Genomic DNA, 13180 nt, shown 5'->3' with positions numbered 1-13180 from the left:
GCGGCGGGTGCGCAGCAACGACAGAGGGGGCGCCCGGCCATCGGCCGGGCGCCCCCTTTCGCATCCACTGCCGTCAGCCGACGGGAACGCGGACCTCCTCGCGGAGGTCGGCGGTGGTCTGGGCGGCCTCGTCCAGCGACATGGTGGTGATGCCGGCGAGAGTGACGACCGCCAGGGTGCTGTTGTCGCCCCAGGCGCAGATCGGAATCTCGCTGGGAGCGCCGGGGGTCGTCTGGCTGGTGGGCTTCACCATCTGACACTTCATGTATCCGTTGAAGCCGGTCGGTGACTTCTGCTCGGCGGTCCCCACGAGTTCGGCCTGGGCGTTGCCGGTGGCGTCGTCGAAGACGGCGTCCACCGCGCCCTCGGGGTCTTCGACCTCCCCGTAGGCTCCGAAGATGGAGAGCGCCTTGATGTTCTGAAGGTCCTCGGGGGAGGGGGACGTGTCGGTGGCGTCGTAGGTGCTGTAGGCCACGGTGACCGGAGTGCCGTCGTTGACGCCGGCATCGTCCATGTCGGAGGTGGTCATCTCCTGCGTGGTCTGGCCCTGCTGCTTCTTGTACTCGCCCAGCACGGTCTCCGGCGTCTCGATCTTGTGGGCGCCGTCGTCGGCGATGTCGCTGCCACCGCCGCCGCCCATGGAGAGGACGATGGCGACGATGATGGCGCCGACCAGGGCGAGGGAGCCGACCACGATGGCGATGGTCTTGCCGGTCTTGCTGCCGCCGCCCTCAGGCGGCATGGGCATGCCGGGCTGGCCGTACGGCATGCCGGGCTGCTGGCCGTAGGGCTGGCCCGGCGCGGTCGGATGGCCGCCGTAGCCCTGCTGCGGCGGCACGCCCGGCTGGCCCTGGGGGTAGCCGTACGCGGGCTGGCCACCCGGCTGCTGCGGGGGCTGGGGGTAGCCGTAGCCGGGCTGACCGGGCTGGCCCTGCGGCGGGGGAGTGGGCGCACCATAGGGACCGGGCTGGCCCGGCTGCTGCGGCGGCTGCTGGCCGTACGGGCCCGGTGGCGGCTGGTTGTGGCTCATGGTGGCGCGTCCCCTCCGTTGGCTGTGCGTGAATGCGCACGGACATCCTGACGGACGCGGCGCCGGGCGGCTGCACCGGGGCACAAACCGATTCGAGACCATTACATGTGCCGCCGTAGACTTGCGCCCGTGACTGACAACACCCAGCAGGGCCCCGCATCGCACGGGCCCGACGCCGCAGCCCCCGCAGATCTGCCGACCCAGTACGCGCCGGCCGACGTAGAGGGGCAGCTGTACGGGCGCTGGGTGGAGCGCGGCTACTTCGAGGCGAGCGCCAAGAGCGACAAGCCCGCGTACACCATCGTCATCCCGCCGCCGAACGTCACCGGCTCCCTCCACCTCGGCCACGCCTTCCAGCACACGCTGATGGACGCCCTGACGCGCCGGAAGCGCATGCAGGGCTTCGAGTCGCTGTGGCTGCCGGGCATGGACCACGCCGGCATCGCCACCCAGAACAAGGTCGAGCAGCAGCTCGCCGACGAGGGCAAGTCGCGGCACGACCTCGGCCGGGAGGCGTTCGTCGAGCGCGTCTGGCAGTGGAAGGAGGAGTACGGCGGGAAGATCCTCGGCCAGATGCGACGTCTCGGCGACGGCGTCGACTGGTCGCGTGAGCGCTTCACCATGGACGAGGGCCTGTCGCGCGCCGTCCAGACCGTCTTCAAGCGGATGTACGACGACGGCCTGATCTACCAGGCCGAGCGCATCATCAACTGGTGCCCGCGCTGCCTCACCGCCATCTCCGACATCGAGGTCGACTACCAGGACGACGACGGCGAGCTGGTCTCGCTGCAGTACGGAGAGGGCGACGAGACCGTCGTCGTCGCGACGACGCGTGCCGAGACGATGCTCGGCGACACGGCGGTCGCCGTCCACCCCGACGACGAGCGGTACCGGCACCTGGTCGGCAGGCGCATCAAGCTGCCGCTGACCGGCCGCACGATCCCGGTCGTCGCCGACGAGCACGTCGACCCGGAGTTCGGCACCGGCGCCGTCAAGGTGACGCCCGCGCACGACCCGAACGACTTCGCCATCGGCCGCCGGCACGACCTGGAGTCGCTCACGGTCCTCGACGAGCGGGGCGTCATCACCGCGCACGGCCCGTTCGAAGGGCTGGACCGCTTCGAGGCGCGCTCGGCGATCGTCGCCGCGCTGCGCTCGCAGGGCCGCGTCGTGGCGGAGAAGCGCCCGTACGTCCACTCCGTCGGACACTGCTCGCGCTGCAAGACCACCATCGAGCCGCGGCTGTCGCTGCAGTGGTGGGTCAAGGTCGGTCCGCTGGCGCAGGCCGCGGGCGACGCCGTCCGCGACGGGCGGGTGACGATCCACCCCGCCGACATGTCGAGCCGCTACTTCGACTGGGTCGACCACATGCACGACTGGTGCATCTCGCGCCAGCTGTGGTGGGGCCACCGGATCCCCGTCTGGTACGGCCCGGACGGCGAGGTCCGCTGCGTCGGCCCGGACGAGGAGCCCCCGACGGGCGAGGGCTGGCGCCAGGACTCCGACGTGCTGGACACCTGGTTCTCCTCCGGCCTCTGGCCGTTCTCCACGCTCGGCTGGCCCGACCGCACCGAGGACCTGGAGAAGTTCTATCCGACCGACGTCCTGCTGACCGGCCACGACATCATCTTCTTCTGGGTCGCCCGGATGATGATGTTCGGCCTCTACGCGATGGACGGCACCCCGCCGTTCCACACCATCGCGCTCACCGGACTCGTCCGCGACGAGCACGGCAAGAAGATGTCCAAGTCCTTCGGCAACGTCGTCGACCCGCTGGACTGGATGGAGGCGTACGGCTCGGACGCGCTCCGTTTCACGCTGGCCGCCGGCGCCAACCCCGGTACGGACGTGCCGATCGGCGAGGACTGGGTCAAGGCGTCCCGGAACTTCGCCAACAAGATCTGGAACGCGACGCGCTTCGCACTGATGAACGGCGCGACGGTCGAGGGCCCGCTGCCGGCTCCCGAGGAGATGACGGCCGAGGACCGCTGGATCCTCTCCCGCCTCAACCGGACGGTCGCCGAAGCCGACGCGTACTACGACGACTACCAGTTCGCGAAGCTCAGCGACGCGCTGCGGCACTTCGCGTGGGACGAGGTCTTCGACTGGTACGTCGAGCTGACCAAGACCACGTTCACGGCCGGGGGGCGCCCGGCCGAGGTCTCGCGCCGCGTGCTGGGCGAGGTCCTGGACGTGCTGCTGCGGGTGCTGCACCCGGTCGTCCCGTTCGTCACCGAGGCGCTGTGGACGACGCTCACCGGGCGCGAGTCCGTCGTCGTCGCCGAGTGGCCGCGCGACTCCGGTTTCCGTGACGAGGCGGCCGAGCGCGAGATCGCCACGCTCCAGCAGGTCATCACCGAGGTGCGGCGCTTCCGCGCCGACCAGGGGCTCCAGCCGGGGCAGCGGGTGCCGGCGCGGCTCGACTTGGACGGCACGGCACTCGCCGCGCACGAGGACGCCATCCGGTCGCTGCTGCGGCTCCAGCCCGCGGGCGAGGACTTCTCGCCGACGGCGTCCCTGCCGGTCGCCGGCGCCACGGTCGCGCTCGACCTGTCCGACGCGATCGACTTCGAGGCGGAGCGGAAGCGGCTCACGAAGGACCTGGGGCTCGCGGAGAAGGAACTCAAGCAGTCCGACGCCAAGTTGGGCAACGAGGGGTTCCTCGCCAAGGCGCCGGACCACGTCGTGGAGAAGATCCGGGGACGCAAGTTGGCCGCGGAGGCCGACATCGCCCGCATCCGCGGCCAGCTCGACGGTCTGCCCGGCTGACGACGTCGGCTGCTGCCGCTCGTCCGGGGCCGGAGCCGCGTTGGCGCGGTTCCGGCCTGCCGGAACCCTCGTCCCCGCCGCCGGACGCACGAGGAGCCCTCGCACACCGTCACCGCCGGTGACGGAACGTGTACATGCACGTCCGAGGGGCGCAGCACATCCTCATATCTGAGGAGGCGGGGGGAGGGGTCAATCCTCTGAACTCCCCTCTCTGCCGCCCCCTTTCCGGTGACGATGCAGGATGGTGACGCTCCGCCCGCGGTGGTTTGCTCAAGGCGATCCCCGACGAAGGGAAGAGCCATGAAGGAGACCCGGGGCAGGACCATGGGACGGCTCTCCTCGTCACCCACCCCGCTCGTCGCACAGGTCCGCGACGCAGCCCGTGACCTGTGGCAGGGCCGAGGCGGGCGGGACGAGATCGACTGCGTCCTGCGCATCCTGGAAGTCGGCACCGCGTTCGGGTCGACACTGGAGGCGTTCGAACACCGCGCCTCCGCCCACGTCCTGTCCGGCGACGCACGACGTGACCGCGTCGACGGACCCGCCGGCGCCGCGTGGCTGGAACAGGCGCGTGCCCTGTCCGGACTGGGCCTGGTGCTGCCCGGCGCCTCCCGCGCACAGCGCGGCCTGCTGGCCGCGTCGATGTGCACCGCCGCCTACGGCCTGCGCACCCGCACCGACGGCCGTGCCCCCGACGGCCCCGACCATCTCGCGTACGTCAACTACTTCGTCGCCGCGGTGGAGAAGGCGTTCGGACACGACCGGCGGGCCCGCGAGGCGCTGGTGTGGTTCCTGGCCGCGCAGGTGTGCGGCGGATACCTCTCGGCGGGCGCCGCGAAGCTGTTCTCGCCGGTGTGGCGCGACGGTTCGGCGATCACGGAGATCCTCCGCACCGCCGACGCGGGGGACTCCGCGGTCTCGCGCGTCGTGCACCGGCACCCGCTTCTCGCCAAGGCGATCGCCTGGGGAACGATCGCCGGCGAACTGGCCTTCCCCCTCGTGCTGGTGGCTCCTCGTCCTGTGGCCCGGGGCATCCTCGCCGCCGGGATCGTGCGCCACCTCGGCAACGCCCGCTTCACGGGCTTCGACCGGGTCATCTGGTCCTCCTGTTCCACCTACCCCGCTCTCGCACACGTCTCCCGCCACCTCGGGCCCCGAACGGGACCCGGGGCCGCTCGGGCCCGTGACCGGGCGGGGACCGCCGTCCCGGCCGGCTCCGCCGCCGGACTGGTGCGCGCGGCGGCCACCCCTCGTGGGGCGGCGGTCCTCGCTGCAGGTCTGGGCGTCGCGGCGGTGGCGGGGGTAGCCGCGCGCCGCGCGGTGCGGGCACGACGTCAGCGGATGACCGTCGCGCGGCCCGGCGAACTCGTGCGGGTGGGGGAGAGCCGGGTCCACGCGCTGGCCCGGAGCAGTGCCGACGAGCCGCGCTGCGAGGGGCCCACCGTCGTCTTCGAGAACGGGCTCGGCGCGCCGGCCACCCAGTGGGGGTGGGTGCTGCGCGGACTGCGCCCGGACATCCCGTATCTGGCGTACGACCGCCCCGGCATCGGTTGGAGCCCTCCGGTATGCGGCCGCCGGGACGCGGAGGAGTCCGCCGACGGGCTGCTGCGTCTGCTCTGCGCCCGGGGGCTGGAGCCGCCGTACGTGCTGGTCGGGCATTCGGTAGGGGGACTCCTGATCCGCAGCTTCGCGCGGCGTCACCCCGAACTGGTTGGCGGGCTGGTCTTCGTCGACGCCTTCCACCCGCAGCAGTTCGTCCGTTCCGCGAAGCAACGCGAGGCGATGCCCTGGATCAGACAGCGGATGGCGACGACCCAGGCACAGGCGGCGCTGGGCCTGCTCGGGCGCTCCGGGGGGACGGACCGGATGCACGGTCTTCCCAACGACCTGGCTCCGGCCACCCGGGAGGCCCTGTCCCGTCCCGGGCTGTGGCGGGCGGCGCGGCGCGAGCTCTCCGAGTCGCAGCGCAGCTGGTCGCCGGACGCGAGGCGGCTGGAGCCGCACTCCGGGCCGGTGGCCGTGCTGACCGCGGGGGAGAGTGCCCGCAGGGACCCGGCGCACCTCGGGCTCCAGAAGGAGTTGGCGCTGCTGTCGAAGGTGTCCTGGCACGACGTCGCCGAGGACGCCGGTCACGAGACGCTGCTGCTCGACGAGCGGCACGCGGCACACGTCGTCCGGGCCGTGGACTGGGTCCGTGCCCGGGCCGCCGTGGCCGACGCCCCGGCGAAGACCACCGGAAGGACGAGGTGAGCAGTCCGTCATGATCTCCCAGACCCCCGTGTCCCGGGTGCCGGGCACCTCGCTCGCGGCCACGGCCGCCCGCGGCGGACTCTATGCCGTGTTGGTGTCCTGGGCGGGACTGACCGTCGCCCGGCAGTTCCGGAAGGAACCGGAGTCCGGCTCCGTCACGGGTCTCGACCCGGTCGGCACGGCCGTACCGGTGACGAGGTTGCCCGCACCGCACCCGGCGGCGCCCGACATTCACCTGCTCCGGCGCGCCAAGCTGGCCGACGGCCGGGTCACCGCCTGCCAGGAGTACCCGCTCCGCGAGCGTCGATCGGTGCGTCACATGCTGTGGCATCCGAACAGGAGGGTCGAGCGGCTGCTGACGGACGCCGTCTCGGAGTTGACTCAGGTGGCGGTCGACGAGCAGCGGGTGCGGCACCTCCGGGGGAGCACGCCGTACCTGTCCCTCCTGGACTTCGTCACTCACACGTGTGAGCACCCGGAGGGGGCGCGGGAGGTGCAGTTCCTCATCGTCTCCTCGGCGGGCGACCACGAGAACGAGAGGCTGCGCACCCTGTTCGCCTCGGATTTCCATCCGCTGGCCTGAGCGTGCCGGGCACCCCGCCCCGGCACGGACACGCGCCGCCGCCTCGCTCAGCCGCGGGGGACTGGCGGCGCGATCAGCGACATCTCCAGCGCGGTGATCACCGCGGCGGTGCGGTTGTCGGCTCCCAGCTTGCGAAGGATGTTCCCGACGTGCGTGGACACGGTCGTGGGCGAGATGAACAGCGTGCGCCCGATCTGTGTGTTGGACATCCCGGTGTACATCAGGGACAGCACGCGCTCCTCGCGCTTGGTGAGCACCTTCGGGCTGGGCACGCGCGCGGTCAGCACGTCGGTCAGCCGCCCGTCCACCCGGCGCAGCAGCCGTGGTGAGACGAACAAGGCGCACGAGGCGGCCGCATGGATGGCGGCCGCGGTGTCGAAGACGGTGTCGTCGGGCAGCACGATCGCCGAGGCGCCGTTCGCCATCGCGGCCGCAACCTGGGTACGGCTCCCGTCGCAGACCACGGCGAGCGGGCCGGGTTCGGAGGGGTCGGAACGTCGTGGAAGCAGCGTGCTGAGGCTCTCGGCCCGCTCGCCGGGGAGCCTGGCGAGCCAGATGTCGACGCTGGGCGCCTTCGGATGCGCCAGAGCCTCGGCGGGTGTGGCACGGGTCAGCGTGATCTCTATGTGGAACCGGTCGAGCGCCAGCCCCAGGACGTGGGACAGGTGCTTGTTGTCGCTCGTTATCAAGCCCACGGACAGCACGGGTGGATCACCTCGCTGAATCCCGGCAGTTTCTTCAGAACCTTCCTACCCCGGTACCCGGCGGTAATGAATGTCCGCCTCGGGCGTGATCGTGACCGGGTCGTGCCCGATTTCCGGCCCGTGCGCGCCCGCACCGGCCGACCCGCCGGGGCGGGCGGGCCCGCCGGGGCCGACCGGGCGGCGGTCGCGCCGGCCCACCGGCCCGACCGGGCGGCGGTCCGCGCGGGTTCCTCCGTAGACTGGCGCACGTGAGCGAGCAGTCCCCAGCATCCGACGATCCGACCCCCGACGACCCCTTCGAGGAGATCGTCGGCGAAGAGACCGACCGCGACCCCGACCTGGCCGTGATCGAGGCCGGCAGCCGTACCCTCCGCGCCCAGGCGGGACCGCCCCAGCCGGACGTCGTGCCGACGCGGCCGGAGGACCCGGAGACGGACCGCGCGCTGCGCGAGGTCGAGGAGGAGCTGGCCACCCGCTGGGGCGAGACCAAGCTCGACCCGTCCCGGACACGTATCGCCGCGCTGATGGACGTGCTCGGCGAACCGCAGCGCGCCTACCCCTCGATCCACATCACCGGCACCAACGGCAAGACCTCCACCGGGCGCATGATCGAAGCCCTGCTCGGTGCGTTCGACCTGCGGGCCGGCCGCTACAGCAGCCCCCACGTGCAGTCGATCACCGAGCGGATCAGCGTGGACGGCGCGCCGCTGTCCGCCGAACGCTTCGTGGAGACCTACCGGGACGTCGAGCCGTTCGTGGCGATGGTCGACGAACGCCAGGAGTACCGGCTGTCCTTCTTCGAGGTGCTCACCGCGATGGCCTACGCCGCCTTCGCCGACGCACCGGTGGACGTCGCGGTCGTCGAGGTCGGCATGGGCGGCACCTGGGACGCCACCAACGTCATCGACGCCGACGTCGCGGTGATCACCCCCATCTCCCTCGACCACACCGACCGGCTCGGCGACACTCCGGAGAAGATCGCCGTCGAGAAGTCCGGCATCGTCAAGACCGACGCCCGCGTCGTCCTCGCCCAGCAGCCGGTGGAGGCCGCGTCCGTGGTGCTGCGCCGCGCGGTGGAGGTCGACGCGACCGTCGCCCGCGAGGGGATGGAGTTCGGCGTGGTCTCCCGCGAGGTCGCCGTCGGCGGGCAGCTCATCACGCTGCGCGGACTCGGCGGGGAGTACCCGGATCTCTTCCTGCCGATGCACGGCGCCCACATGGCGCACAACGCCTCCGTCGCCCTCGCGGCCGTCGAGGCGTTCCTGGGCGTCGGTACCGAGCACGCCCGCGAGCTGGACGTGGACACCGTCCGCCAGGGCTTCGCGTCCGTCGCCACCCCCGGCCGGCTGGAGCTCGTGCGGTCCTCGCCGTCCGTGCTCCTGGACGCCGCGCACAACCCGGCCGGCGCACAGGCCGCGGCCGCCGCGATCGGCGAGGCGTTCGGCTTCAGCCGGCTCGTCGGCGTCGTCGGGTGCAGCGCCGAGAAGGACGTGCGCGGACTGCTGGAGGCGTTCGAGCCGGTCTTCACCGAGGTCGTCGTCACCCGCAACGCCACCCACCGCGCCATGGACGTCGACGAACTCGCGGCCCTCGCGGTCGAGGTGTTCGGCGAGGAGCGGGTGCAGGTCGAGCCGCGCCTGGACGACGCGGTGGAGGCCGCCATCACCCTCGCGGAGGAGGAGGGCGAGTACGCCGGAGCGGGCGTGCTCGTCACCGGTTCGGTGTTCACCGTCGGCGAGGCCCGGCTGCTGCTGGGAAGGAACGGGTAGAGGCAGTGCGAACCCTGTGCGCGAGCACCCTGATCGGCGAGTTCTTCGTGATCGGCTTCGCCGGTCTGGTCGCGATGCAGCTCAGCGACGTCTCCACGACCGCCGTCTGGGCGGTGAGCGGCACCGGGATGCTGCTGTCCCTGCTGCTGTGCGGGATGCTGGGCCGGCCCGGCGGCGTCCAGCTCGGCTGGGCCCTCCAGATCGGCCTGATCGCGAGCGGCTTCGTGGTTCCCGCCATGTTCTTCCTCGGCGCCTGCTTCGCCGGTCTGTGGTGGGCCTCGGTGCATTTCGGTCGGAAAGTGGACGAGGCGAAGGCCGCCCGTGCGGCGGCCGCCGAGGCGGAGACTGCCTGAGGGGCCGTCGAAGCGCCCGTGTAGCCTCTCACCACCCCTGACATCGCGCGTTCCACCGCTGTACCCCGAGGAGTCCGCACATGAGCCAGCGCACGCTCGTCCTGCTCAAGCCCGACGCCGTCCGCCGTGGCCTGATCGGCGAGATCGTCGGACGCATCGAGAGCAAGGCGGGATGGGCCATCACCGCGCTGGAGCTGCGCACCCTGGGCCGGCCCCTCCTGGAGCAGCACTACGGCGAGCACGCGGACAAGCCGTTCTACCCCCCGCTGATGGAGTTCATGACCTCCGGTCCGTCCGTGGTGATGGTCGTCGAGGGCGAGCGGGTGATCGAGGGCATGCGCGCGCTGGCCGGACCCACCGACCCGATCGCCGCCGCACCCGGGTCCATCCGGGGTGATTTCGGCACGATCGTCCGGGAGAACCTGGTGCACGCCTCGGACTCGGAGGAGTCCGCGGAGCGGGAGCTCAAACTGTTCTTCCCGGAAGCGGTCTGATCGTCTCCTGACGCGGGGTCAGTGCACGGGACCCCCGGTGACCTGGGGCGACCTGTTCCCTCAGGTCGCCCGCAGGCATATTGTGGGCTGTTCCGGGGAACGCTTCACTCGGACGCGACGTCACCAATACGGGGGACGAACGGCGTTCCGCCGACAATGGCGGAGGAGCCCTCGCTGCGGTTCCCGAGGTCCGCGTCTACGATGGAACCTCGCTCCTCTCGTGGCGGTTTCCGCAGCTCCCCCCTGCCGTCCCCCACCCATCGCTCCAGCTGGAAGGCCAGACGTATCCTATGGCGAACAACATGTCGTTCATCGGCCGTGACATGGCTGTCGACCTCGGGACCGCCAACACGCTGGTGTACGTCAGGGGTCGCGGGATCGTTCTCAACGAGCCGTCCGTGGTGGCCATCAACACCAACACCGGCGGCATCCTCGCGGTCGGCGCCGAAGCCAAGAAGATGATCGGCCGCACCCCGGGGAACATCGTCGCGGTCCGGCCCCTGAAGGACGGCGTCATCGCCGACTTCGAGATCACCGAGCGGATGCTCCGCTACTTCATCCTCAAGATCCACAAGCGGCGCTACCTGGCTCGCCCCCGGGTCGTCGTCTGCGTCCCCTCCGGCATCACCGGAGTCGAGCGCCGCGCCGTCATCGAGGCGTCCACGCAGGCAGGCGCCCGTCAGGTGCACATCATCGAGGAGCCGATGGCGGCCGCGATCGGCTCCGGCCTGCCCGTCCACGAAGCGACGGGCAACATGGTCGTCGACATCGGCGGCGGCACCACCGAGGTCGCCGTGATCTCCCTCGGCGGCATCGTCACCGCGCAGTCCATCCGGGTCGCCGGCGACGAGCTGGACAACGCGATCATCCAGCACATCAAGAAGGAGTACAGCCTCCTTCTCGGCGAGCGCACCGCCGAGAGCATCAAGATCACCATCGGTTCGGCCTACGCCATGGACAAGGACGAGCACACCGAGATCCGGGGCCGCGACCTGGTCAGCGGCCTCCCCAAGACCGTGGTGATCTCCGCCGCCGAGGTCCGCAAGGCCATCGAGGAGCCGGTCAACGCCATCGTCGACGCGGTCAAGACCACCCTCGACAAGTGCCCGCCGGAGCTGTCCGGTGACGTGATGGACCGCGGCATCGTTCTCACCGGTGGCGGCGCCCTGCTGCGCGGCCTCGACGAGCGGCTGCGGCACGAGACCGGCATGCCCATCCACATCGCCGAGGACCCGCTCGACTCGGTCGCGCTCGGCTCCGGCAAGTGCGTCGAGGAGTTCGAGGCCCTCCAGCAGGTCCTGGACTCCCAGCCGCGCCGCTGACCGGCACCGCACGCTCCACCCACAACTTCACCGCATCACCAGGCACCGACCCGCCACACCCGCCCGGTCCGACTGAGAAAGGCACGGCCGCCGCACGTGAGGGATTCCCGAGAAAGCCGGCTGCTGCTCGTCCTGCTGGTCGCCATCGCGTTCGCACTGATCACGGTGGACCTCCAGGGAGGCGGGCAGTCCCCGCTCGACGGCGCACGGCGCACCACCGCCTCCGCACTGGGACCGGTACAGGAAGGGGTGGCGACCGCCGTCGACCCGGTCGGCAACGCCATCGCCGCCGTCCGCGACTCGGGCGCACGCCACGACCGCATCAAGGCGCTCCAGCAGGAGAACATGGAGCTGCGCCGCGAACTCGGCTCCGACGACCGCAACCGCGCCCGCGCCAAGGAACTCGACGGCCTGCTGCGCACCGCCGGAGCCGGCGGCTACGGCATCAAGGCCGCCGAGGTCGTCGCCATCGGCGCCGCCCAGGGCTTCTCCTGGACCGTCACCATCGACGTCGGCAGCGAGGACGGCATCGCCCCCGACATGACCGTCATCAACGGCGACGGACTCGTCGGCCGCACCACCACCGTCGGCGCCTCGAGCTCCACCGTGCTGCTCGCCAACGACCCCGACTTCACCGTCGGCACCCGCATGGAGGGCAGCGCCGAACTCGGCTTCGCCTCCGGACGCGGCGGAAACGCCATGACCGTGCAGCTCCTCGACGGCAAGGCCAGAGTCCAGAAGGGCGACCGCCTGGTCACCTTCGGCTCCCACAACGGCACCCCCTTCGTCCCCGGCGTCCCCGTCGGCGAGGTCACCGAGGTCGAGCGCCAGACCGGCGACCTCACCCGCACCCTGCGCATTCACCCGTTCGCCGAGTTCACCCAGCTCGACATCGTCGGCGTCGTCGTCGAACCGCCGCGCAAGGACCCGCGCGACACGGTGCTGCGCCCCGACCCGCCCAAGAAGCCCAAGCCCACCCCCACGGTGACCGTCACCGCCACCCCCGGAGCGCCGGCCCCGGGCGAGGAAGGCGACGCGCAGACCGCGCCCGGCGAGTCCGCCGCCCCCGGCGGGCAGCCCGACCCCGGGGACACCCTCGCCCCGCAGGGCCAGGCGCAGCCCGCCGAACCCGTGGACCCCGCCCAGCCGGCCCCTGGAGCTGAGTGACCGTGATGCGCGCCAACCGGATCCTGCTGTCGACCGCACTCGTCGTCCTCGCCCTGATCATCCAGGTCAGCGTCCTCGCCCGGCTCCAGCTCCCGGGCGCCGTGCCGGACCTGCTGCTGCTCACCGTTCTCGGCCTCGCCATGGTCTACGGCCACGTCGGCGGCGCCCTCATCGGCTTCGGCGCCGGACTGCTCGCCGACCTGGCCCCGCCCGCCGACCACGCCGTCGGCCGCTACGCCCTGGTGCTCTGCGTCGTCGGCTACGCCGCCGGCCTCACCAAGCCCGACAACGGCCAGCACCGCTCCGCGTCGGTGCCGATGCTGGTCGTCGCCGGCGCCGCCGTCGGCTCCACCCTGCTCTACGCCGGTGTCGGCGCCCTGGTCGGTGACACCCCCGCGCTGCACGTCGGCATCACCAGCCTGCTGCTCACCGCGATCCTCTACGACCTGCTGCTCGCCCCCTTCACCGTCCCGCTCATCATGGCGCTGGCCCGCCGCACCGCGCGCGACCCGCTCGGCTCCGAGAGCTCCGCCGGCGGCGCCAAGGGCGGCGAGGGCGCCTACGGCTGGCTCGCCGCCGGCGCCAGCCTCCGCTCCGGCCTGCTCGCCGGACGCAGCGTCCGCAGTGTCCGCAGCAGCCGGCCCGCCTCCTTCGCCGGCAACTCCCGGCGCTCGCTGCTGGGCCGGTCCGCCCGCAACAAGGCCACCACCATCAAGGGGGTCAAGCGGCTGTGAGCGCC

General features: G+C 71.8%; 11 protein-coding genes. 9 read left to right on the top strand and 2 right to left on the bottom strand.

What is annotated here, in order from left to right; genetic code table 11:
* Positions 1 to 73: 73 nt before the first annotated feature.
* Positions 74 to 1030 (bottom strand): hypothetical protein, encoded by a 957-nt coding sequence (locus tag K304_RS0110050; RefSeq protein ID WP_027763641.1) that lies wholly within the window; start codon positions 1028 to 1030, stop codon positions 74 to 76.
* A 129-nt stretch (positions 1031 to 1159) separates the two neighbouring features.
* Here K304_RS0110050 and K304_RS0110045 point away from each other — a divergent pair, with 129 nt between their 5' ends.
* From K304_RS0110045 to K304_RS0110035, 3 genes are all read left to right on the top strand, one after another.
* Positions 1160 to 3799 (top strand): valine--tRNA ligase, encoded by a 2640-nt coding sequence (locus tag K304_RS0110045; protein ID WP_027763640.1) that lies wholly within the window; start codon positions 1160 to 1162, stop codon positions 3797 to 3799.
* A 300-nt stretch (positions 3800 to 4099) separates the two neighbouring features.
* Positions 4100 to 6049, top strand: a complete 1950-nt coding sequence (locus tag K304_RS0110040; protein WP_486591619.1) for an alpha/beta fold hydrolase — start codon at positions 4100 to 4102, stop codon at positions 6047 to 6049.
* Positions 6050 to 6059: 10 nt separating this feature from the next.
* A complete protein-coding gene (locus K304_RS0110035) occupies positions 6060 to 6632 on the top strand; it encodes a hypothetical protein (RefSeq protein ID WP_051308211.1) in 573 nt (190 codons plus the stop codon).
* A 47-nt stretch (positions 6633 to 6679) separates the two neighbouring features.
* On the opposite strand, the gene K304_RS0110030 is transcribed toward K304_RS0110035, so the two are convergent.
* Positions 6680 to 7327 carry a helix-turn-helix transcriptional regulator gene (locus K304_RS0110030; RefSeq protein WP_486591618.1) on the bottom strand — a complete coding sequence of 216 codons (648 nt, stop codon included), beginning with the start codon at positions 7325 to 7327 and terminating at the stop codon, positions 6680 to 6682.
* A gap of 257 nt (positions 7328 to 7584) precedes the next feature.
* On the opposite strand from K304_RS0110030, the gene folC reads away from it, so the two are divergent.
* From folC to mreD, 6 genes are all read left to right on the top strand, one after another.
* A complete protein-coding gene (gene folC, locus K304_RS0110025) occupies positions 7585 to 9105 on the top strand; it encodes a bifunctional tetrahydrofolate synthase/dihydrofolate synthase (RefSeq protein ID WP_027763636.1) in 1521 nt (506 codons plus the stop codon).
* A 5-nt stretch (positions 9106 to 9110) separates the two neighbouring features.
* A complete protein-coding gene (locus K304_RS0110020) occupies positions 9111 to 9458 on the top strand; it encodes a DUF4233 domain-containing protein (RefSeq protein WP_027763635.1) in 348 nt (115 codons plus the stop codon).
* A gap of 80 nt (positions 9459 to 9538) precedes the next feature.
* Entirely contained in the window at positions 9539 to 9952 is a 414-nt protein-coding gene (ndk, locus tag K304_RS0110015) for a nucleoside-diphosphate kinase (RefSeq protein ID WP_027763634.1), read from the top strand.
* A 302-nt stretch (positions 9953 to 10254) separates the two neighbouring features.
* Positions 10255 to 11274: a rod shape-determining protein gene (locus K304_RS0110010; protein ID WP_027763633.1), complete on the top strand. Its 1020-nt coding sequence runs from the start codon at positions 10255 to 10257 to the stop codon at positions 11272 to 11274.
* Between the two features lie 96 nt (positions 11275 to 11370).
* A complete protein-coding gene (gene mreC, locus K304_RS28265; RefSeq protein ID WP_051308209.1) occupies positions 11371 to 12441 on the top strand; it encodes a rod shape-determining protein MreC in 1071 nt (356 codons plus the stop codon).
* A gap of 5 nt (positions 12442 to 12446) precedes the next feature.
* Positions 12447 to 13175: a rod shape-determining protein MreD gene (gene mreD / locus K304_RS0110000; RefSeq protein ID WP_027763632.1), complete on the top strand. Its 729-nt coding sequence runs from the start codon at positions 12447 to 12449 to the stop codon at positions 13173 to 13175.
* Positions 13176 to 13180: the final 5 nt, after the last annotated feature.

Source organism: Streptomyces sp. CNS606, from assembly GCF_000426325.1.
This window is presented reverse-complemented; position numbering and strand designations above follow the sequence as displayed.